The 18233-nt window shown below is 71.9% G+C and carries 17 protein-coding genes and 1 pseudogene; 7 read left to right on the top strand and 11 right to left on the bottom strand.

What is annotated here, in order from left to right:
• The 3 genes from GGQ69_RS15145 to GGQ69_RS15135 all read right to left on the bottom strand — a co-directional run.
• Nucleotides 1–1166, bottom strand: a 1166-nt coding sequence (locus tag GGQ69_RS15145) for an NAD-dependent malic enzyme (protein WP_183530035.1), incomplete at its 3' end; no start/stop codon positions are given.
• A 128-nt stretch (nucleotides 1167–1294) separates the two neighbouring features.
• Nucleotides 1295–2545: an NAD(P)/FAD-dependent oxidoreductase gene (locus GGQ69_RS15140; protein WP_221243857.1), complete on the bottom strand. Its 1251-nt coding sequence runs from the start codon at nucleotides 2543–2545 to the stop codon at nucleotides 1295–1297.
• 108 nt (nucleotides 2546–2653) lie between these two features.
• Nucleotides 2654–5458, bottom strand: a complete 2805-nt coding sequence (locus tag GGQ69_RS15135; protein WP_183530033.1) for an HAD-IC family P-type ATPase — start codon at nucleotides 5456–5458, stop codon at nucleotides 2654–2656.
• Nucleotides 5459–5662: 204 nt separating this feature from the next.
• On the opposite strand from GGQ69_RS15135, the gene GGQ69_RS15130 reads away from it, so the two are divergent.
• The gene (locus GGQ69_RS15130; RefSeq protein ID WP_183530031.1) at nucleotides 5663–6622 is read left to right on the top strand and encodes an oxygenase MpaB family protein; all 960 of its coding nucleotides are present in this window, start codon (nucleotides 5663–5665) and stop codon (nucleotides 6620–6622) included.
• A gap of 135 nt (nucleotides 6623–6757) precedes the next feature.
• Here GGQ69_RS15130 and GGQ69_RS15125 read toward each other — a convergent pair whose 3' ends face one another.
• Nucleotides 6758–8290, bottom strand: a complete 1533-nt coding sequence (locus tag GGQ69_RS15125) for an aldehyde dehydrogenase (RefSeq protein WP_183530029.1) — start codon at nucleotides 8288–8290, stop codon at nucleotides 6758–6760.
• Between the two features lie 163 nt (nucleotides 8291–8453).
• Between GGQ69_RS15125 and GGQ69_RS15120 the strand changes: the two genes are divergently transcribed.
• Entirely contained in the window at nucleotides 8454–8885 is a 432-nt protein-coding gene (locus tag GGQ69_RS15120; protein WP_183530027.1) for a CoA-binding protein, read from the top strand.
• A gap of 29 nt (nucleotides 8886–8914) precedes the next feature.
• Nucleotides 8915–9235 carry a putative quinol monooxygenase gene (locus GGQ69_RS15115; RefSeq protein ID WP_183530025.1) on the top strand — a complete coding sequence of 107 codons (321 nt, stop codon included), beginning with the start codon at nucleotides 8915–8917 and terminating at the stop codon, nucleotides 9233–9235.
• A 69-nt stretch (nucleotides 9236–9304) separates the two neighbouring features.
• Here GGQ69_RS15115 and fmdA read toward each other — a convergent pair whose 3' ends face one another.
• The 4 genes from fmdA to GGQ69_RS15095 form a co-directional block, all read right to left on the bottom strand.
• Nucleotides 9305–10561, bottom strand: a complete 1257-nt coding sequence (gene fmdA / locus GGQ69_RS15110) for a formamidase (RefSeq protein ID WP_183530024.1) — start codon at nucleotides 10559–10561, stop codon at nucleotides 9305–9307.
• Nucleotides 10562–10712: 151 nt separating this feature from the next.
• The gene (locus GGQ69_RS15105; protein ID WP_010143900.1) at nucleotides 10713–11006 is read right to left on the bottom strand and encodes an FmdB family zinc ribbon protein; all 294 of its coding nucleotides are present in this window, start codon (nucleotides 11004–11006) and stop codon (nucleotides 10713–10715) included.
• Entirely contained in the window at nucleotides 10993–11685 is a 693-nt protein-coding gene (locus GGQ69_RS15100; protein WP_183530022.1) for an AmiS/UreI family transporter, read from the bottom strand. Before GGQ69_RS15100 ends, GGQ69_RS15105 begins: the two co-directional genes overlap by 14 nt.
• 199 nt (nucleotides 11686–11884) lie before the next feature.
• Complete coding sequence (locus GGQ69_RS15095; RefSeq protein WP_183530020.1) at nucleotides 11885–12763, bottom strand: DUF1206 domain-containing protein; 879 nt, start codon at nucleotides 12761–12763, stop codon at nucleotides 11885–11887.
• A gap of 110 nt (nucleotides 12764–12873) precedes the next feature.
• Between GGQ69_RS15095 and GGQ69_RS16650 the strand changes: the two are divergent.
• Both GGQ69_RS16650 and GGQ69_RS16645 read left to right on the top strand, forming a co-directional pair.
• A pseudogene (locus GGQ69_RS16650) lies at nucleotides 12874–13185 on the top strand (DUF952 domain-containing protein); the annotation flags it as partial.
• A gap of 105 nt (nucleotides 13186–13290) precedes the next feature.
• A complete protein-coding gene (locus GGQ69_RS16645; protein ID WP_255459790.1) occupies nucleotides 13291–13740 on the top strand; it encodes a nucleoside deaminase in 450 nt (149 codons plus the stop codon).
• A 142-nt stretch (nucleotides 13741–13882) separates the two neighbouring features.
• Here the strand turns inward: GGQ69_RS16645 and purL are convergent, their stop codons facing one another.
• The 3 genes from purL to purS are packed head-to-tail and all read right to left on the bottom strand — an operon-like array spanning nucleotide 13883 to nucleotide 17291.
• Nucleotides 13883–16219, bottom strand: a complete 2337-nt coding sequence (gene purL / locus GGQ69_RS15085; protein WP_183530016.1) for a phosphoribosylformylglycinamidine synthase subunit PurL — start codon at nucleotides 16217–16219, stop codon at nucleotides 13883–13885.
• Complete coding sequence (gene purQ, locus GGQ69_RS15080; RefSeq protein ID WP_010143895.1) at nucleotides 16216–17007, bottom strand: phosphoribosylformylglycinamidine synthase subunit PurQ; 792 nt, start codon at nucleotides 17005–17007, stop codon at nucleotides 16216–16218. Before purQ ends, purL begins: the two co-directional genes overlap by 4 nt.
• Entirely contained in the window at nucleotides 17007–17291 is a 285-nt protein-coding gene (gene purS / locus GGQ69_RS15075) for a phosphoribosylformylglycinamidine synthase subunit PurS (protein WP_183530014.1), read from the bottom strand. The genes purQ and purS overlap by 1 nt, the downstream gene beginning before the upstream one ends.
• A 168-nt stretch (nucleotides 17292–17459) precedes the next feature.
• Here purS and GGQ69_RS15070 point away from each other — a divergent pair, with 168 nt between their 5' ends.
• Nucleotides 17460–17747, top strand: coding sequence for a hypothetical protein (locus GGQ69_RS15070; RefSeq protein ID WP_183530012.1), 288 nt, complete (start codon nucleotides 17460–17462; stop codon nucleotides 17745–17747).
• Nucleotides 17737–18198, top strand: coding sequence for a YchJ family protein (locus GGQ69_RS15065; RefSeq protein ID WP_183530010.1), 462 nt, complete (start codon nucleotides 17737–17739; stop codon nucleotides 18196–18198). The genes GGQ69_RS15070 and GGQ69_RS15065 overlap by 11 nt, the downstream gene beginning before the upstream one ends.
• The last annotated feature ends 35 nt before the right edge of the window (nucleotides 18199–18233 follow it).

Here is an 18233-nt window from a genome sequence, read left to right as displayed (position 1 = left end):
CTGGTTTCGGGAGTCCGACCGGCGGTGGCCACCACGGCGGCGTGCTTGGAGGCCGCGGCGGGGTCGACCTCGGGGTCCGGGTTGGACATGGCGAAGACCATGGCCCCGTCGTTCATGGCGGCGATGTCCGCCTCGTCCAGCAGGTTCGGGGCGGAGACGCCGATGAACACGTCGGCCCCGACCACGGCCTCCTTGAGCGTGCCCGAGAAGGAGCCGGCGTTGGTGTTGTCGGCCAGCCACTGGCGGTTGGAGTCCGTGTGCGTGGAGCCGCGCTCGATCACCCCGGCCCGGCCGGCGGCCACGATGTGGCGGGCGCCCGAGGCCATCAGCAGGCGGATGATCGCGGTGCCGGCGGCGCCGACGCCGGAGACGACGATGCGCACGTCCTCGATCTTCTTGCCGGTCAGCTTCAGGGCGTTGGTCAGCGCGGCCTGTACCACGATGGCGGTGCCGTGCTGGTCGTCGTGGAACACCGGGATGTCCAGTTCCTCGCGCAGGCGGGCCTCGATCTCGAAGCAGCGCGGGGCGGAGATGTCCTCGAGGTTGATGCCGCCGTAGGCCGGGGCGATGGCCTTGACGATGGAGATGATCTCCTCGGTGTCCTTGGTGTCCAGGGCCACCGGCCAGGCGTCGACGCCGGCGAACTGCTTGAACAGGGCGGCCTTGCCCTCCATCACGGGCATCGCGGCCTCGGGGCCGATGTCCCCCAGGCCCAGCACCGCGGTGCCGTCGGTGACCACGGCGACCGTGTTCTTCTTGACGGTGTACTGACGGGCCAGGTCCTTGTCCTTCGCGATGGCCTGGCAGACCCGGGCCACGCCCGGGGTGTAGGCCCGGGAGAGGTCGTCGCGGGTGCGCAGCGGCACCCGCAGGGTGGTCTCGATCTTCCCGCCCTCGTGCAGCTGGAACGTCTGGTCCGAGAGTTCCAGGACCTCGGTCCCGTCCAGGGCGTCCAGGGCCTGGCGCACGCGCTCGGCGTGACCGGCGTCGATGGTGTTGCAGCTGACGGCGACGATCATGTACTCGTGGTGGGACTCCACCACGTCCAGGCCGGTGATGGCAGCACCGGAGGCGGCCACCTCTGCGGTCAGGTCGGAGGTCGCGGTGAAGGACGCGGGGGCCTTGACCTGCAGGGTGATGGAATAACCGGGGCTGGGTGCTGCCATGAGAGCTCCTTCGTAGGAGAGGGCCGAATGGTCGTCTGCTCCATGGCCGACGGACCAGTCCTGATCGAGGCCGAGTCTATCGGCGGGCAGACCTACTGCTCAGTCGTGTGTCGTCACGCTGTCGCGCCCTAGAAACCCCTGAGGATGACGTTCCAGTAATCCTTCGGGAGGAACTCGAGGTCGAGGAACCACAGGACGCGGCTCGGGCCCAGCAGCGGGACACCGGGGATGCTGGGCGCCAGCTCGTTGTCCCGGTCGTACTCGGCGAAGACCGCCCGCCCCCGCTGCACGGTCACGGGTGTCACGGTGTAGCCGTCGTACCGGGCGGTGGGTTCGCGGCCCTCCCGGGTGGCCAGCAGGTTCGCGGCGAGGACCTTGGTCTGGTGGCGCAGCCCGCCCCCGGATGAGGTGGTCTGCAGGGCCGCCGCGTCCCCGCAGGCCCACACGGTGGGCACCCGCCGGTGGCGCAGGGTGTGCGGATCCACGTCCGCGTAGCCGGCCGCGGTCGTGCCCCGTCCCGCTGAGGCCTCCCCGCCCGCCGTGGCCTCCCCGCCCGCAGCGGTGCCCAGTCCGGCCTCGGCGATCCAGGCCGGTGCCGCGTGGACCGGGGAGTGGTGCAGCAGGTCGTAGGGCAGGTCACGGGGCGTCCCGTCGACCGTGGCGTGCAGCCGGCGGGCGCCGGCGTCGATGGAGCGCACGTGCGCGTCCGTCAGGACCGTGATCCCGTAGCGATCCACCCATGGCTGCAGGACCCGGTCCACGTCCGGCTGGCCGAACAGGGTCCCGGTGGGCGTCAGCAGGGTCACCTCGATGTCCTGCAGCACGCCCTGGCGCTGCCAGTAGTCACAGGCGAGGTAGAGGATCTTCTGCCCGATCTGCGGGGTGGGGGCCGGGCCGTCCGGGATGGTGAACAGCGCCCGTCCGCGGCGCAGTGCGCGGATCAGCTCCCAGGTCTTGGGGGCCAGCTCCACGGTGTAGTTCGTGGAGGCGTGCGGGCCGGCCACTGCCTCGGCGCTGCCGGGCACGTGATCCCAGTCCGGGGCCGAGCCCGCGCAGATCACGACGTCCCGGTAGCCGAGGCGCTCGCCCGAGGACAGGGTGGCGGTCCGTGCCACCGGGTCCAGGGCCCGGACGCTGTCCTGCACCCATCGCACACCGCGGGGCATCACGCGGTGCTGGGGACGGGACATCTGGCGCGTGGTCCTCAGCCCGGCGCCCACGTAGGACAGCATCGGCCGGTAGTGGTGCGTGGACTTGGGTTCCACGACGGCGATGTCCGCGATGCCCTTGCGGTGCAGCCGGGCGGCCAGGGAGATCCCGGCGTTGCCACCGCCGATCACGAGGACGTCGGCGGTTCGCTCTGGGGGTGCAAGGGGCATCGTGACTCCGTGGGAGGTGGAGGGGCTCTACGGCCCCGGAGGGGGCCGCCCGACCATTCGACCACGGGCCGCGACGACCCCACCACCATGGGTGGCCCCCATGCTCTCTCAGCCGGTCGGGCCCACGGTCCCGGACATCGCCCGGTGGGTCCCCGAGCGGTGGAGCCAGGACCGGTGGACCTGGTGGATGCCCTCGAGCAGGACGCAGGCCACCGCGCCGGTCGCCACGGCGGTCACGGTGAGGTCCGTGGGCGGGTACTCGAACTGGTGGAACTCCTGAGAGGCCGGGACCGTGAGGACCAGGAACAGCAGCACGTACATGGAACCGACCAGCACCAGCTTCCACCGGGTCATCGGCCGGGAGATGAGGTTGAGCACCCACAGGCCCATCAGGGTCAGCGTGATGACCGAGGCGGTCTGGACCTGCCGGACCGAGACCTCCTCCGTGAACCAGCGGGCATAACCGTTCACGGCCAGCAGGCCCACGAGGATGACCACCCCGGAGGGGATGGCGAAGCGCAGGGCGCGGCCGAGGAACCCCGGGACGTAACGGCGCTGGTTGGGGGCCAGGGCCAGGAAGAACGTGGGCAGCCCGATCATCAGGAAGTCCACGGTGGAGGCCTGCCGCGGCAGCAGCGGGTACTGCCAGGCCAGCAGCGAGAACACCACGCCGAACAGCACGGCGTAGGCGGTCTTGGTCAGGTACAGGTGGGCCAGTTGCTCGATGTTGGCGATCACCTGACGCCCCTCGGCCAGCACGGCCGGCAACCGGGAGAAACGGCTGTCCAGCAGCACCAGGCGGGACACGGCCTTGGTGGCCGGGGCGCCGTTGCCCATGGCGATGCCCAGGTCCGCGGACTTCAGGGCCAGGGCGTCATTGATGCCGTCCCCGGTCATCGCCACCACGTGCCCGGCGTCCTGCAGGGCCTTGACCATGCCCTTCTTCTGGTCGGGGGTGACCCGGCCGAACACGGAGTGGGTGTCCAGGACCTCCCGTCGTCGATCGTCGTCCTCGGGCAGGTGCCGGGCGTCGTAACCGTCCCCGTGCAGCGTCATCCCGACCTCGCGCGCGACCGCGGCCACGGTGCGCGGGTTGTCCCCCGAGATGATCTTCAGCTCCACGCCCTGGGCGCGGAAGTACTCGAGGGTCTCGTGGGCGTCGTCGCGGACCTTCTCCCGGAAGGTCAGCAACGCCACCGGGACCAGCCCCCGGGGCAGTCGCTCACCGGTCCGGCGGCCGTTGCCGGTCCCGGTGGCGGGCCCGGTGTCGGTGGCGGGCCCGGGGCCCGGTCCCGACGTCGGCCCCCCGGTCCCGAACCACGCACCGGGCGCCACCGGAGTGTCCGACCGGCAGAGCAGCATGGTGCGCAGCCCCCGGTCCGTCGTCTCCTGGCAGAGGGCCTCGATCCGGTGGGTGTCCGTTCCCTCGGAGCAGTTCCCGTCGAGCAGTGCCTCCGGGGCGCCCAGGACCCACGCCCCGTGCGGGGCGGAACCGTGTCTCGGGGGGCGGGCGCCGCCCCCGGGACCGAAGGCGACGGCGGACCAGCGCCGGGCGGAGGAGAAGGGCACCTGCGCCGAGGGCGCCTCCTCGGGGACGTGCGGGAAGGCCTCGCGCAGGGCCAGGGCCGTGGGGTTGGCATTCACGTCGGCGCCGAACCAGGCCAGGACGCGGGCGCCGTCGTCGTGCACCTGGCGGGAGGCGGAGAGGTCGGTGACCCCGTCGAAGACGACGCGCCCCTCGGTGAGCGTGCCGGTCTTGTCCAGGCAGACGGTGTCCACCCGGGCCAGGATCTCCACCGCCGGCTGTTCCTGGATCAGGACCTGGTCCTGGGCCAGCTTCAGCGCGGCCACCGCGAAGGAGATCGTGGTCATCAGGGCCAGCCCCTGGGGGATCATCGAGGTGATCGCGGCGACGGAGGCCACGACCGCGGGCTCGATCGCGTTGTTCTGCACCGCGTACGTCCAGCCGCCGATCGCCTGGACCTGGCCGTTGAGGATGATCGCCACGATCGGCACCAGGGCGATGGTGAGCCACGTGGCGACCGTGTCCAGGGCCCCACGCAGCTCCGAGGGGATCTTGGAGAACGTGCGGGCCTCGATCGCGAGCTGCGAGGCGTGCGAGTCCGCGCCGACGGCCGAGACGCGGAACACCCCGTGCCCGGAGAGCACGGCCGAACCGGAGAGCACCACGTCCCCGGGCAGCTTGCCCACCGGATCGGACTCCCCGGTCAGCATGGACTCGTCGATGTCCAGGCCGTCCGCCCTCAGCATCACCCCGTCCGCCGGGACCTGGTCCCCGCGCCGCAGCACCACGGCGTCGTCCAGGACGATGTCCTCCAGTCGCACCTCCTGCCGCTCGCCGGAGCGCATGACGTGGGCGGCGTCCTGGTGCAGCAGGGCGATCTGGTCCAGCTTGCGCTTGGCCGAGTACTCCTGGACCACGCCGATGATCACGTTGGCCACGGCCGCGAGGCAGAACACCAGGTCGAACCAGCGGCCCAGCACGATGATCGCCACCGCGCAGGCGCCGATGGCCAGGTTGAACATCGTCAGGACGTGGACGCGCAGGATCTTCCAGATCGAGCGGGAGGTGTCCCGGGGCTGGCGGTTGGTCAGCCCCTTGCCGATCCGCTCCGCGACGGCGGACTCGTCCAGGCCGCGGGCGGCGAGGGCCTCGTCGTCCGGGCGGGCGATCGCCCCCAGTCCGCGCCGGCGCAGGTGGTGACGACGGCGCACGTCGGGGTGCTCCGCTCCACCGGCCACCGCGGCGGCAGGGGAGCCGACCCGAGGAGTCCGTGAGCCGGCGGGGGTGGCGGCGTGGGGGTCCGCGGGTGAGCCTGCGCCGGGGAGGTCCTGGATGGTGTCCTCCTCCGTGGCGGGTCCGCCGGTACCGGTGCTGGCCGGGTTGCTCACGCTGATTGTCTCCCTGGGTCGGGCGGCAGGCAATGGCCAGCCGGACGGGAGCCGACCTGCAGCGATGCCCTCCAATGTAGTGGCCGCGTGTCCCGCACGGGGTCAACCTGCGGGGTGAATCCGGGCCCGCTCCGGGTCATCCCGGAGACGGAGGCCGGACCGTCGGTGCCCCGTGGTGGCCCGGGCTGCCGTACAGTCGGCGTCATGAAGGCACCGGACCCCGCGGCCATCCTGCCGGGCCGGTTGCTGTCCAGGATGCGCTCGGACCTGGTCCACACCTTCTCCGGTGAACGTGACGCGGGAGTCCCGCAGTGGCAACTGGACCTCGAACAGGGTGATGACGCCGGGTACTTCGCCCACGACTCGGCAACCTGGGCGGTCCACGGGTCGATGTCCACCGTGGCGGCAGGCATCCGCGCCCTGCTGGTCCAGGCGCTGCACCCCGGTGCGCTCGCCGGGGTGGCCGAGCACTCGGACTACCGGGCCGACCCGCTGCAACGGCTCGCGGGGACCATCCGCTGGATCTTCTCCGTCACCTACGGTTCCACCGGCGCGGCCCGTCAGGCCTGCGCCGAGGTCCGCCGGCTGCACGTGCCGGTGCGGGGGCGGTATGAGGACGGGGCGGGGGAGGAACGGCGGTACTCCGCCAACGCCCCGCACCTGGCCGAATGGGTGCACCTGGCCTTCACGGACGCCTTCCTGGCCGCGCACGAGGACTTCATCGGCCCCGTGCCGACCGCCGGCGGGGCGGATGACTACGTCCGTGAGTGGTCCGTCGCCGGATCACTCATGGGCGTGCAGGACCCGCCGACCACCCGCCAGCAGCTCAAGGACCGGCTGCAGGCCTTCGACGACGCCGGCGAGCTGGCCGGCGGGGACCGGGTCACCGAGGTCCTCGGGTTCCTGCGGAACCCGCCGCTGCCCGGCCAGCTCGGCTGGGGCTACCGGGCGCTCTTCACCGCGGTCGTGGACACCCTGCCGGCCCGCTACCGGGACCTGCTCGGCCTGCGCGCCACACCGGTGTCGCGGCTGACCCGTGCCGGCGGCCGCGCCACCCTGGCCGTGGTGGGCGCGGCCCTGTCCGGGCCGGGCCCCTCGGAACAGGCGGCCCGGCGCCGGCTCATCCGGCTGGGTGTGCTTCCGGACGCGGACACCGGACGGTAGCGGACGAGCCGCGAGGCCCCGCCGTTGCCCGGGCAACCAGCCGTGCCCGGCGTCTCAGCACGACGTCCTGTCCGATCTCGTGCACGGCGGAGCGGGCACGACCGGGCCCCGTGACGGCTGCCTGGGCGGCGGTGCTCATGACCTCCCCGCCGACCGCTCGGTGGCGGGGGCCGGGTCCAGGGCGATGATGACCGACTTGGTCCGGGTGTACTCCGCCAGTTGCTCGGGCCCGTTCTCCCGGCCCCAGCCAGAGGCCTTGACGCCCCCGAACGGCATGGACGGGTCCAGCAGGCCCCAGGCGTTGACCCAGACGATCCCGGCCTCCAGCGCATCCGCCACCCGGTGGGCGCGCGAGATGTCCCCGGTCTGGATCCCGGCCGCGAGGCCGAAGTCCGTGCTGTTGGCCAGGTCGACGGCCTCCTGCTCCGTGTCGAACGGCTGGACCGTCAGCACCGGACCGAAGATCTCCTGCTGGACGGCGTCGGCCGCATTGTCGACGTCGGCCAGGACCGTCGGACGGTAGAAGAACCCGCCGTCGATCTCGGCTGCCTCTCCACCCACCACGACGCGCGCGCCGCTGGACCGGGCCTGATCCACGGCCTCGCGCACCTTCTCGAACTGGCGGCGGGTGGCCAGCGGGCCGATCACCGTGCCCGGGTCCCGCGGGTCACCGAAGGGCACGTGCGGGACAGCGCCCGCGAGGGCCTCGAGGACCTGGTCGTAGACCGGCCGCTCGACGAGGAGCCGCGGTCCACCCATGCAGAACTGGCCGGTGTTGAAGACGAAGGCCGAGATGGCGGTCTCCACCGCCTTGCCGAGGTCGGCATCGGCGAAGACGATGTTCGCCGCGTTGCCGCCCAGTTCGGCAGTGACGGGCCGCAGGCTGCGGCCGGCCAGCTCGGCGACGTGCGCCCCGACCTGGGTGGAACCGGTGAAGGCCACCTTGGCGACCCGGGGGTGCCCGTTGAGGGCGTCACCGATCGTCGAACCGTAACCGGTGACCACGTTGTAGACCCCGTCCGGGACGCCCGCCTCGGTGAGCAGCTCAGCCATCAGCAGCGCCGAGAAGGGGGTCTCCTCCGCCGGCTTGTGGACCACCGTGTTCCCCGCGGCCAGGGCGACGGCGATCTTGGAGGTGGACAGGATCAGCGGGAAGTTGAACGGCGTGGTGGCCGCGATGACCCCGAGGGGCTCCCGCTGGGTGTAGGCGTGGGCCGGCAGAGGGGTGCGGCGGACCGCCCCGTCCAGGTGCTGGGCTAACGAGGCGGCGTACTCGTAGGTGTCGGCCGCCGTGGTGACGTCCACGGCACGGGCGAGGCTGATGGGCTTGCCGACGTCCAGGCTCTCCACCCGGGCGATCTCGTCGGCCCGCTCCCGGATCAGGTCGGCCACCCGCATCAGCACGCGCGAGCGCTCCCTGCCGGGGAGCCTGGACCACCGGCCGTCGACGAAGGCGCGGTGGGCGGCCTCCACGGCCGCGTCGACGTCGGACGGGCTGCCGTCCGGGATCGACCCGATGGCCTCGCCGGTGGCCGGGTCCAGGACCTCGATCCGGCCGGATCCGGACGTCGCGGCGGCCCAGCCGCCATCGATGTAGTGCCGCGCGTGGCGCAGTGCCTCGGGCAGGTCCGGGCCGGCCTGCACGTCCTGCGGTGCCTCGGTCGTCATGGGTCAGTCCTCCTGGGGGTGGGGGGCAGGGATCACAGGTGGGGGCGGGACGGCCGGTGTCCGGCATCGCGGTGGCGAGCGCCCCGGATGCCGCGCGTGCCCGGTCTCACAGGCCCGGAGTCTACCCAGCATGTGTCCGCGCTCACAGGGGTACCGTGAAGCCATGGGACACACCAATGACCCGGCGACCATCCGCCGGCTGCTGACCGACCGGGGAGCCCGCTGGGCCGTCGTCGGACTCACGCCCAACCCGCGCCGGGCCGCCGTCGGGGTCTCGAGATTCCTGCGGGACGAGCTGGGCATGGAGATCATCCCGGTGAACCTCGGGGCCCAGGAGGTGCACGGGGAGACCGGGTACCGCACCCTGGCGGATGTGCCCGGGACCATCGACGTGGTGGACTGCTTCGTCAACTCCCACAAGGTCGGGGCGATCGTGGACCAGGCGATCGAGGTCGGCGCACGTGCCGTGTGGCTGCAGCTCGGGGTCATCGACGAGTTGGCGGCGGAGCGCGCGGCGGCCGCCGGGCTGGACGTGGTCATGGACACCTGCCCGGTCATCGAGGTGCGGGCCACCCCCTCGCTGCGTGGCGACTGACCTCCCCGGGCCGCCGCTAGGGTGGGGCCATGATCTTCATCGTCGTGAAATTCCAGGTCAAGCCCGAGCACGTGGACGGTTTCATGGATCGCGTCCGTGACTACACGCGGGCCACGCGTGCCGAGGAGGGCAACCTGTGGTTCGAGTGGTCCCGCAGCGTGGAGGACCCACACGAGTTCGTCCTCGTCGAGGCGTTCAAGGACGGCGCCGGGGAGGCGCACGTGTCCTCGGAGCACTTCACGGCGGGCCTGGAGGCGATGCGCCCCGTGCTGGCCGCCACCCCGAGGATCCTCAGCCGCCAGGTCGAGGGTGAGGGCTGGGACCGGATGGGCGAGCTGCAGGTCGACTGAGCGGACGGTGCACCCTGCAACGTGCGGGCAGGGACGGTCGCCCGTCCCTGCCCTCAGTTCGTGCTGTGATCAGGCGTTGGCCGCCTTCGGGGCGCCGATCCCCGGATCGACCTGGTGTGGTCCGCTGGCGCTGGGCCGCACGTCGAAGTCGAAGATCGCGGTCGGGATGTAGACGGTGGAGCACGAGTTCGGGATGTCCACCACTCCGGAGAGCCGGCCCTCGATCGGGGCCGCACCCAGCAGCAGGTACGCCTGCTCGGGGGAGTAGCCGAACTTCACCAGGTAGTCGATCGCGTGCAGGCAGGCGCGCTGGTAGGACAGGTGCGAGTCCAGGTAACGCTGCTCGCCGTCCAGCGTCACCGAGGTCCCGGAGAACGCGATCCACTCACTGAACCGGGGATCCACCCGGCCCGGCATGAAGATGGCGTTCTCCTTGACCCCGTAGGTCTCCATGCCGCCCTTGATGAGGTCGACGTGCAGGTCCATGAACCCGCCCATCTCGATCGCGCCGCAGAACGTGATCTCCCCGTCGCCCTGGGAGAAGTGCAGATCGCCCATGGACAGGTTGGCGCCGTCCACGAACACCGGGTAGAACACCCGGGTGCCCTTGGACAGGTTCTTGATGTCCTGGTTGCCGCCGTTCTCGCGCGGTGGTGCCGTCCGGGCGGCCTCCGAGCCGACGCGCTGCCACTCGCCCCGGTCCAGCCCGCCGAGCACGGCGTGCTCGGCCTCGGGCGGCAGGGCGAGCGGGGGCACGCGGTTCGGGTCGGTGGCGATCAGGTCGCCCTCGCGCTTGTTCCACTTGGCCAGCAGCTCGGCCGAGGGCGCCGTGCCCATGAGGCCGGGGTGGATGAGGCCCTCGAAGCGGACCTCCGGGACGTGCCGGGAGGTGGCGATCTGGCCGTTGAAGTCCCAGATGGCCTTGTAGGCGTCCGGGAACTGGTCGGTCAGGAACCCACCGCCGTTGTTCCGGGAGAAGATGCCGGTGTACCCCCAGCCCTGGCCGGCCAGCGGGCCGCTGTCCTCCTGGGGGATCGGGCCGACGTCGAGGATGTCCACGATCAGCAGGTCGCCGGGCTGGGCTCCCTCGACGGCGAAGGGGCCCGAGAGCTTGTGCACGGTGAGCAGCGGCGCGTTGAGGATGTCCTCGGCGGAGTCGTCGTTGACGATGGCGCCGTCGAACCACTCGCGGCAGTCGACCCGGAAGGTGTCACCCGGCTTGACGGTGGCGACCGGGGGGATCTCCGGGTGCCAGCGGTTGTGGCCGAGCTTCTCCTGGTCCTCGAAGGACTTGGCCGAGTCGAGGGGAAAGATGTTGTCGGGCATGGTGACGGATCCTTTGCTGTGGGAACGAGAACGGTAACGAGAGTGGGAAGGGAGAGCGGGGGAGGGTGGCGCCGGCGTGACGCGTCGAGGAGGGGCGCGGCGCGCGGGTCGGCGGGCGCCGGGCGCCGGTACCGCTGCACTGGGGTCAGGGTCAGGGCCGGGGCAGCTTCCGGTGCAGGGGATTGCCGGTGTACCGGGGGCCCTCGCGCGGTTTGCGGCCGGCCGCGGGCAGTGCCGTGACCACCTCTGGTTCGGCCGCGCTGCGTTGGGACGACTCGATGAGCCGGTAGGCGGCGGAACCGGCCCGGGAGAGCCGCACGGAGGTGATGCGCCGGGCCGCGGGAGCCCCGCAGTCCGGGCAGTCCACCGCATCGGGCACGGAGGTCATGCTGTAGGACGCTTCCAGGACGGTGCCCTCCGGGCAGCGGAACTCATACAGCGGCACGGCGCCTCCCCCCGTCCCGCGGGTCACTGTCCGCCGGGCCGCGCAGGGTGTGGTCCGGTCCGGTGTCCTGCAGCTCGGGGGGCGTCCTGAGCGGACCGCGCCGGCCGAGCAGGAACGACAGGACCAGGGCGACGACGCCGGCCACGGCCAGGATCGTGGCCCACGTCCACGTGCTGCGGTACTCGCCCATGAGCAGCAGTACGGCGGGGATGGTGGCCGTGAGGTGCGCGATGATGGCCGTGAACCACCCGGTGGCCGCGGTGAGGGACTCCCGCCGGAGTCCCAGCAGCAGGAAGAACATGAGCCAGAGCACGGCCCAGAGGAGCCAGATGACCCCGAAGACGGGGTCTGCCACGACGGTGAACTGGAGGATGCCCATCACCACGGCGATGGCGGCCACGAACAGGGAGAACCACCCCACGCCCTCGCCGTCGAGACCGAAGGTGAGGTTGAGGCCGACGTAGAGGTAGGTGAAGCCGAAGAGGTAGAGACCGGAGGCGGCGAGGATGGCCGCGGGGTCACCCTCGGCCTGGACGAGCAGGATGGTGGGAAACACCACCTGCATGATGCCGACGAAGAAGTTCATGGGGGCGGCGGCCTTGCCGGGGACGAGCCCCAGCAGCATCAGGCCGTTGATGAACAACACCGCCCCCACGTACAGCAGACCAACACTGCCCATGGAGCGCTCCTGGGAGACGAGCAGGCCCGGCCGGGCGGCGGGGTGAAGCGGAGACGCCGCAGCCCTCGGACCGTGCGAGGGGATGTGATGCACGCCACGTTAGGCACGGCGCAACGGTTGCGACAATGGTCGGTCGTCGGTCGTCGGTCGTCGGTCGTCGGTCGCCGGTCGCCGCCCCTGGCCCGGCTGGGGCCGTGCCCTAGGCCTCGTAGCGGGAACGCATGCAGGCGAAGACGCCGAAGAGCATCAGCCCGACGCCGATGCAGGCCAGGAGCACGGGGCCCAGCGGCTGGTCCAGCAGGGCCTTGAGGGCGCCGTCCATCCCGGTCGCGTCCTCGGGGTCCCGCTGGAGCGTGGCGACCACGAACAGCAGCCCCACCAGGGCGAGCACGATGCCCTTGGCGACGTACCCGATGGTGCCCGTCACGCGGATCGCGCGGGAGACCTCACGCCGGCTCGAGGAGCGCAGGTCCTTCATGAACCGCTGGGTCACCCCCGAGTACACGTGGTATCCGCCGATGCCGATGATGACCAGTCCGGCCACGACCAGCAGCACGGCACCGACCGGATGGGACATGAGCGCGGCCGAAGCCGAGCTGGTGGACTCCCCGGAGTCCTGTCGCCCGCCGAGCGCCGCGACGGTGAACATCACCCCGATCGCCACGTAGACGACGGCCTTGCCCGCGTCCTTGACCCCGTCGAGGGCGGAGCGGCGGTCCCAGATCGCCTCACTGAGGTACCACAGGCCCAGCAGGACACAGCCGGCGGCGCACAGCCAGACCAGGCCGACGCCCAGCGGGCTGGTGGTCAGCAGCTGGATCGCGCCGGACTGGTCCGCGTCCTGGGGTGCCGACCCGAAGGCCAGGCTCCAGGCGATCAGGCCGATGAGGATGTGCAGGATCCCGTTCGCGACATGGCCGACACGGGCGGCCTTCCGGAACCAGGGATGGCGGGTGACCTCCTCGGCGCGGTCCGAGGCCTCGTCGAGGGCCTGGGCGGCCCCGGTCGGCGCATGCTTCCGCATCGTCCGTCGCACGCGGTCGGCAGGGCGGGAGGCGGACGCGGACTCGGGGGTCATGGGTACAGGGTAGACCCGTGGCTTCCGGGGGACCACGGCGGCCGGCTCGACGGCGGCCCCCGGTCAGGGCCGCCCGTTGACGACCCCCCGGGGGCTGTCAGACTGGGGCCATGGTCATCCAGCACATCGCGTTCCGGCAGGACTGGCACCAGGCCCAGCGGACCGGGACCTATGACCGGTCCACCCGCGGCGCCTCGATCGAGGAGGTCGGTTTCCTGCATGCCAGCGACGGGCCGGAACAGGTCCGAGCGGTGCTCACGCGCTTCTACGCGGACGTGGGCGAACCCCTGGTGGTGCTGACACTGGACGAGGCGGCCCTGGCCGCGGCGGGGTTGAGCGTGGTCAGGGAGCCCGGTGACCCCGCCGACCCGGACTCCGAACGCTTCCCCCACGTCTACGGCGGACCGCTGCCGGTGGCCGCGGTGTCCCGCGTCGACCCGGTCGTCAGGTCGGAGCACGGCCTCGGCCCGGCCGCCGCGGACGGTTCCGGAGAGGCCGTCGCCGGTGCGGACGACGATGCGCTCCACCTGTCCCGTGCCATCGCCCTGGCCACCGCGAACGCGGCCACGGACGGGGGCCCGTTCGGGGCGCTGGTGGTGACCGCGGACGGTCGCGCCTTCGAGGGTGCCAACCGGGTCACGGCCACCAACGACCCCACGGCCCACGCCGAGGTCACGGCGATCCGCGCGGCCTGCAGCGGGCTGGACACCTTCGACCTCTCGGGGGCGGTGCTGTACGCCAGCTGCGAGCCGTGCCCGATGTGCCTGGGCGCGGCGCTCTGGGCGCGGGTGGACCGGGTGGTCTATGCCGCCGACCGTCACGATGCCGCCGCCGCGGGCTTCGACGACGCGGCCTTCTACGACTATCTCGAGTCCCCGGACAGGGACGGGCTGATGCCGCTGGTGCACCGGGCCGTCCCGGGCTCCACCGCGCCGTTCGAGGCATGGCAGGAGAACGCCGACCGTACCGAGTACTGAGGCACCCACCGGGGACGTGCCCGGGTGCCCGGAACGCATCAGGTGCTGGATTCGTCGCCCTCCCCGCGCGGGGAAAGCGACGGATCCAGCACCTGATGGTCATCGCGCGGGCCGGCCGCGCTGCCTGGGTGGGTCCGCTGGGTCAGCCGAAGTACTCGGGCAGCGTGGCGGCCCAGCGCTCGCGCAGTTCCTCGAGGGGCAGCACGAACTGGTCCTGCACCTCGAGTGCCCCGGAGGCGGCGTCCACCACGCCGATCCGCGCCACCGGGAAGCCGCGGGCCGTGGTCATGTCCTTGAACCGGACCTCCTCGGTCCGCGGCACGGCCACGATCGCGCGGGACTGCGACTCCGAGAACAGGGCGGTGAAGGCGTCCACGCCGTCGCGCTGCATGACCTCGTCCAGGGACACCCGGGCGCCGACGCCGAAGCGCAGCACCATCTCGGACAGCGCGGCGGCCAGCCCACCCTCGGAGAGGTCGTGGGCGGCGTCGATCATCCCGTCCCGGGAGGCGTTGATCAGCAGCTCGCCGAGCAGCTTCTCGGTGGCCAGGTCCACCTGCGGGGGCACGCCGCCGAGGTGATCGCGCAGCCGGGCGAACTCGGAGCCGTCCAGCTCGTCGCGCGTGACGCCCATCAGGTACACGGCCTGGCCGTCGGCGTCACGGTGGAATCCGGACGGGGTGCGGCGGGAGACGTCGTCGAACTGACCCAGGGTGGCCACCACCGGGGTGGGGTGGATGGGCGTGGAACCGGTCTGGTTGTACAGGGAGACGTTGCCGCCGGTGACGGGCACGCCCATCTGCTGACAGGCGTCCGCCAGGCCGCGGATGGCCTCGGCGAACTGCCACATCACCTCGGGGTCCTCGGGGGAGCCGAAGTTGAGGCAGTCCGAGACGGCCTTGGGCACCGCACCGGCCGTGGCCACGTTGCGGTAGGACTCCGCCAGGGCCAGCTGCGCACCGGCGTACGGGTCCAGGTAGGTGTACCGGGAGTTGCAGTCGGTGGAGACGGCAACGCCCATCCCGGTCTCCTCGTCCACCCGGACCACGCCGGCGTCGTCCGGGGCGGCCATGGCGGTGTTGCCCTGCACGAAGTGGTCGTACTGCCTCGTCACCCACGAGACGTCGGCGAGGTTCGGCGAGGACATCAGCTCCAGCACCGCGGCGCGCAGCTCGTCACCGGTGCCCGGCAGCGCGGGGACGCGACCGGCGTCGACGGCCGAGCGGAAGGTGTCCGCCACGAGCGCGTCCTGGTAGGACGGACGGTGGTAGGGCCGGTCGTAGACCGGGCCGTCGTGGGCCACGGTGCGGGGGTCGACGTCGACGATCACCTCGCCGTTCCAGGTGATGGTCAGGCGGTTGTCGTCGGTGACCTCGCCCAGCCAGGAGTACTCCACGTCCCACTTGGCCATGACGGCCTCGAACGCCTCGACGTTCCCGGGCGTCACCACGGCCATCATCCGTTCCTGGGACTCGGACATGAGGATCTCGCCCGGGGTCAGGGTGGGGTCGCGCAGCAGTACGGAGGTCAGCTCCACGTTCATGCCGCCCTCGCCGTTGGAGGCCAGCTCGGAGGTGGCGCAGGAGATGCCGGCGGCACCGAGGTCCTGGATGCCCTCCACGAGCGAGTCCTTGAACAGCTCGAGGCAGCACTCGATGAGTACCTTCTCCGCGAACGGGTCGCCCACCTGGACGGCGGGGCGCTTGGAGGGCTTGGCGTCGTCGAAGGACTCGGAGGCCAGTACGGAGGCGCCGCCGATGCCGTCGCCGCCGGTCCAAGCGCCGAACAGGACCACCTTGTTGCCCACGCCCGAGGCGTTGGCCAGGCGCAGGTCCTCGTGGCGCAGCACCCCCACGGCCAGGGCGTTGACCAGCGGGTTGCCCTGGTAGATCGGGTCGAACACCATCTCGCCGCCGATGTTCGGCAGGCCCAGGGAGTTGCCGTAGCTGCCGATCCCCGCCACGGCCCCGTGCATGACGCGAGCGGTGTCCGGGTGGTCGATCGCGCCGAAGCGCAGCGGGTCCATCACGGCCACCGGGCGCGCGCCCATGGAGATGATGTCCCGGACGATGCCGCCGATGCCGGTGGCGGCTCCCTGGAAGGGCTCCACGTAGGAGGGCGAGTTGTGGGACTCGATCTTGAAGGTCACGGCCCAGCCGTCCCCGAGGTCGGTCACGCCGGCGTTCTCGCCGATCCCGACCATCAGGTCCTTCTTCATCTCCTCGGTGACCTTCTCGCCGAACTGGCGCAGGTGGGCCTTGGAGGACTTGTAGGAGCAGTGCTCGGACCACATCACCGAGTACATGGCCAGTTCGGCCGCGGTGGGGCGGCGGTCGAGGATCCTCACGATCTCCTCGAACTCGTTCTGCTTCAACCCCAGCTCGGCCCAGGGCAGCTCGGTGTCCGGGGTCTGCGCGGCGTGCTCGACGGTGTCGATGTTGTAGGTCGCGGTGGCCTGTCGGCTCGTCTGGTCAGTCACTTCGTCTCTCCTGCGATCGAGGCCAGCACCGAGGTGAAGACCCCCAGTCCGTCCGTGCCCATGCGCATGCCGTGGTCCGAGTCGGGGCCGAACCCGGCCTCCACCGCGTGCTCGGGGTGCGGCATGAGTCCCACCACGTTGCCGGCGGCGTTGGAGATGCCGGCGATGTCCCGGCGCGAGCCGTTCGGGTTCCAGCCGACGTAGCGGAACACCACGCGGCCCTCCCCCTCGAGCTCGTCGAGGGTGTGTTCGTCGGCCACGTACTGGCCGTCCTGGTTCTTCAGCGGCACGGTGATCTCCTCACCGGTGCCGAAGTCCCTGGTCCAGGCCGTGGCGTTGTTCTCCACGCGCAGCGCCTGGTCGCGGCAGATGAACTTCAGGTGGTCGTTCTTGATCATCGACCCGGGCAGCAGGTGCGCCTCGGTGAGGATCTGGAAGCCGTTGCAGATGCCCAGCACGGGCAGTCCGCTCCCGGACCCGTCCCGTCCGCCGGCGGCGGCGATGATCGCGTCCATCAGCGGGGCGAAGCGGGAGATCGCCCCGGCGCGCAGGTAGTCGCCGTAGGAGAAACCGCCGGGGATGATGACCGCGTCGAGCGAGGACAGGGCCGCGCCGCCGTCGGTCTCGGCGTGCCACAGGGCGACCGGCTCGCCGCCGGCCAGGCGCACCGCGCGGGCCGCGTCCCGGTCGTCGAGCGTTCCGGGGAAGGTCACGACGCCGACACGCGCCCCGGTGAGGACGGGTCCGGCCGTGGAGAAGTCTCCGATGAGGGGCAGGTCCGTGCTCATCAGGCCGTCGGCCCCTCGGCCGGGTGGCCCGCGGCGTCGGGCAGGACCTCGACGTTCACGATGTCCTCGATCACCGGGTTGGACAGCAACTGCTCGGCGGCCTCGCGGGCGTGGGCCAGGACCTCGTCGGTGACCTCGCCGTCCACGGTGAGCTCGAAGCGCTTGCCCTGGCGGACCGCGGCGAAGCCGGTGAATCCCAGTCGGGGGAGGGCGCCTGCGATGGCCTTGCCCTGCGGGTCAAGGATCTCGGGCTTGGGCATGACGTCGACGACGATCGTGGGCATGGGGGAGTTCTCCAAGGGTTCAGCGGGAGGGCTTGCCCCATTCTAGTCCGGCTCGCCGCGGGCTGCCCCCGCGGGAACGAAGGGTGACGTGACCCGGCAGCCCCGCCACCGTCCCCCGCCGGGGTCCCGCTGTTCCGGCCGGCCGGGGCCCCGGCCTACGCTGGGCCCATGGGGCAGAGCAGGGACCGCGGACGAGACCGCGCAGAAGCACGGATGACCGGGGCCGACGGGGTATCGGTGCTGCCGGCCGCCATGGCCGCCGCACTGGTGGCCGCGGGGATCGCGATCACCTGGTCGGTGCGCAGGTCCCGGGCGACGGTGCGGCAGCTGGCCACGAAGGCCGCGGAGCAGCCGGGCGCCGCGGCGGGGACGGGACGCCGGGCCGCCGGTTCCGGCGCCACCGGCCCCTCGGGGCAGGTGGCGGTCCGGGCCACCGTGGATGACGATGGCCGCTGACACCCAGGAGCTGGCAGCGCGCCGCTGCCCCTGCGGCACCGGAGAGCTCTACGGGTCCTGCTGCGGCCGCTTCCACGCACGGTTCGCCGCGCACGGCATCCTGTCGGCGCCCACGGCGGAGGCCCTGATGCGCTCGCGCTACTCGGCGTTCGCGCTGGCCTCCGAGGGCGAGTTCCCCGAGGCCGAGCGGTACCTGCTGGCGAGCTGGGCGCCGGAGACCCGGCCGGCGTCGCTGGCGCTCGACGCCCCCGGGGCGGGACCGGACGAGGACCTGGACTGGCTTCGCCTCGACGTCGAGGAGACCTCCGGTGGCGGGCCGTTCGACCATGCGGGCACGGTGCGTTTCACGGCGCACTTCCGGACCCCCGCGGGCCGGCGGACCCAGCAGGAGACGTCCCGGTTCGTGCGCCGCGAGGGCACCTGGCTCTACTACGACGGCGACGTCAGCTGACCCTCCGGCCCCTGCGGGGTGGCCGGGAGGGCGTC

It is taken from the genome of Micrococcus sp. TA1 (genome assembly GCF_014199555.1).
GTDB lineage: Bacteria > Actinomycetota > Actinomycetes > Actinomycetales > Micrococcaceae > Citricoccus.
The sequence above is the reverse complement of the archived record's forward strand: the minus strand, read 5'-3'. Positions and strand labels throughout refer to the sequence as shown.

Bases quoted from the DNA above. Each gene is read 5' to 3' on its own strand.
- GGQ69_RS15140 (WP_221243857.1), bottom strand. From the start codon at position 2,545: ATGCCCCTTGCACCCCCAGAGCGAACCGCCGACGTCCTCGTGATCGGC.
- GGQ69_RS15130 (WP_183530031.1), top strand. From the start codon at position 5,663: ATGAAGGCACCGGACCCCGCGGCCATCCTGCCGGGCCGGTTGCTGTCC.
- GGQ69_RS15125 (WP_183530029.1), bottom strand. From the start codon at position 8,290: ATGACGACCGAGGCACCGCAGGACGTGCAGGCCGGCCCGGACCTGCCC.
- GGQ69_RS15120 (WP_183530027.1), top strand. From the start codon at position 8,454: ATGGGACACACCAATGACCCGGCGACCATCCGCCGGCTGCTGACCGAC.
- GGQ69_RS15115 (WP_183530025.1), top strand. From the start codon at position 8,915: ATGATCTTCATCGTCGTGAAATTCCAGGTCAAGCCCGAGCACGTGGAC.
- fmdA (WP_183530024.1), bottom strand. From the start codon at position 10,561: ATGCCCGACAACATCTTTCCCCTCGACTCGGCCAAGTCCTTCGAGGAC.
- GGQ69_RS15100 (WP_183530022.1), bottom strand. From the start codon at position 11,685: ATGGGCAGTGTTGGTCTGCTGTACGTGGGGGCGGTGTTGTTCATCAAC.
- GGQ69_RS15095 (WP_183530020.1), bottom strand. From the start codon at position 12,763: ATGACCCCCGAGTCCGCGTCCGCCTCCCGCCCTGCCGACCGCGTGCGA.
- purQ (WP_010143895.1), bottom strand. From the start codon at position 17,007: ATGAGCACGGACCTGCCCCTCATCGGAGACTTCTCCACGGCCGGACCC.
- purS (WP_183530014.1), bottom strand. From the start codon at position 17,291: ATGCCCACGATCGTCGTCGACGTCATGCCCAAGCCCGAGATCCTTGAC.
- GGQ69_RS15070 (WP_183530012.1), top strand. From the start codon at position 17,460: ATGGGGCAGAGCAGGGACCGCGGACGAGACCGCGCAGAAGCACGGATG.
- GGQ69_RS15065 (WP_183530010.1), top strand. From the start codon at position 17,737: ATGGCCGCTGACACCCAGGAGCTGGCAGCGCGCCGCTGCCCCTGCGGC.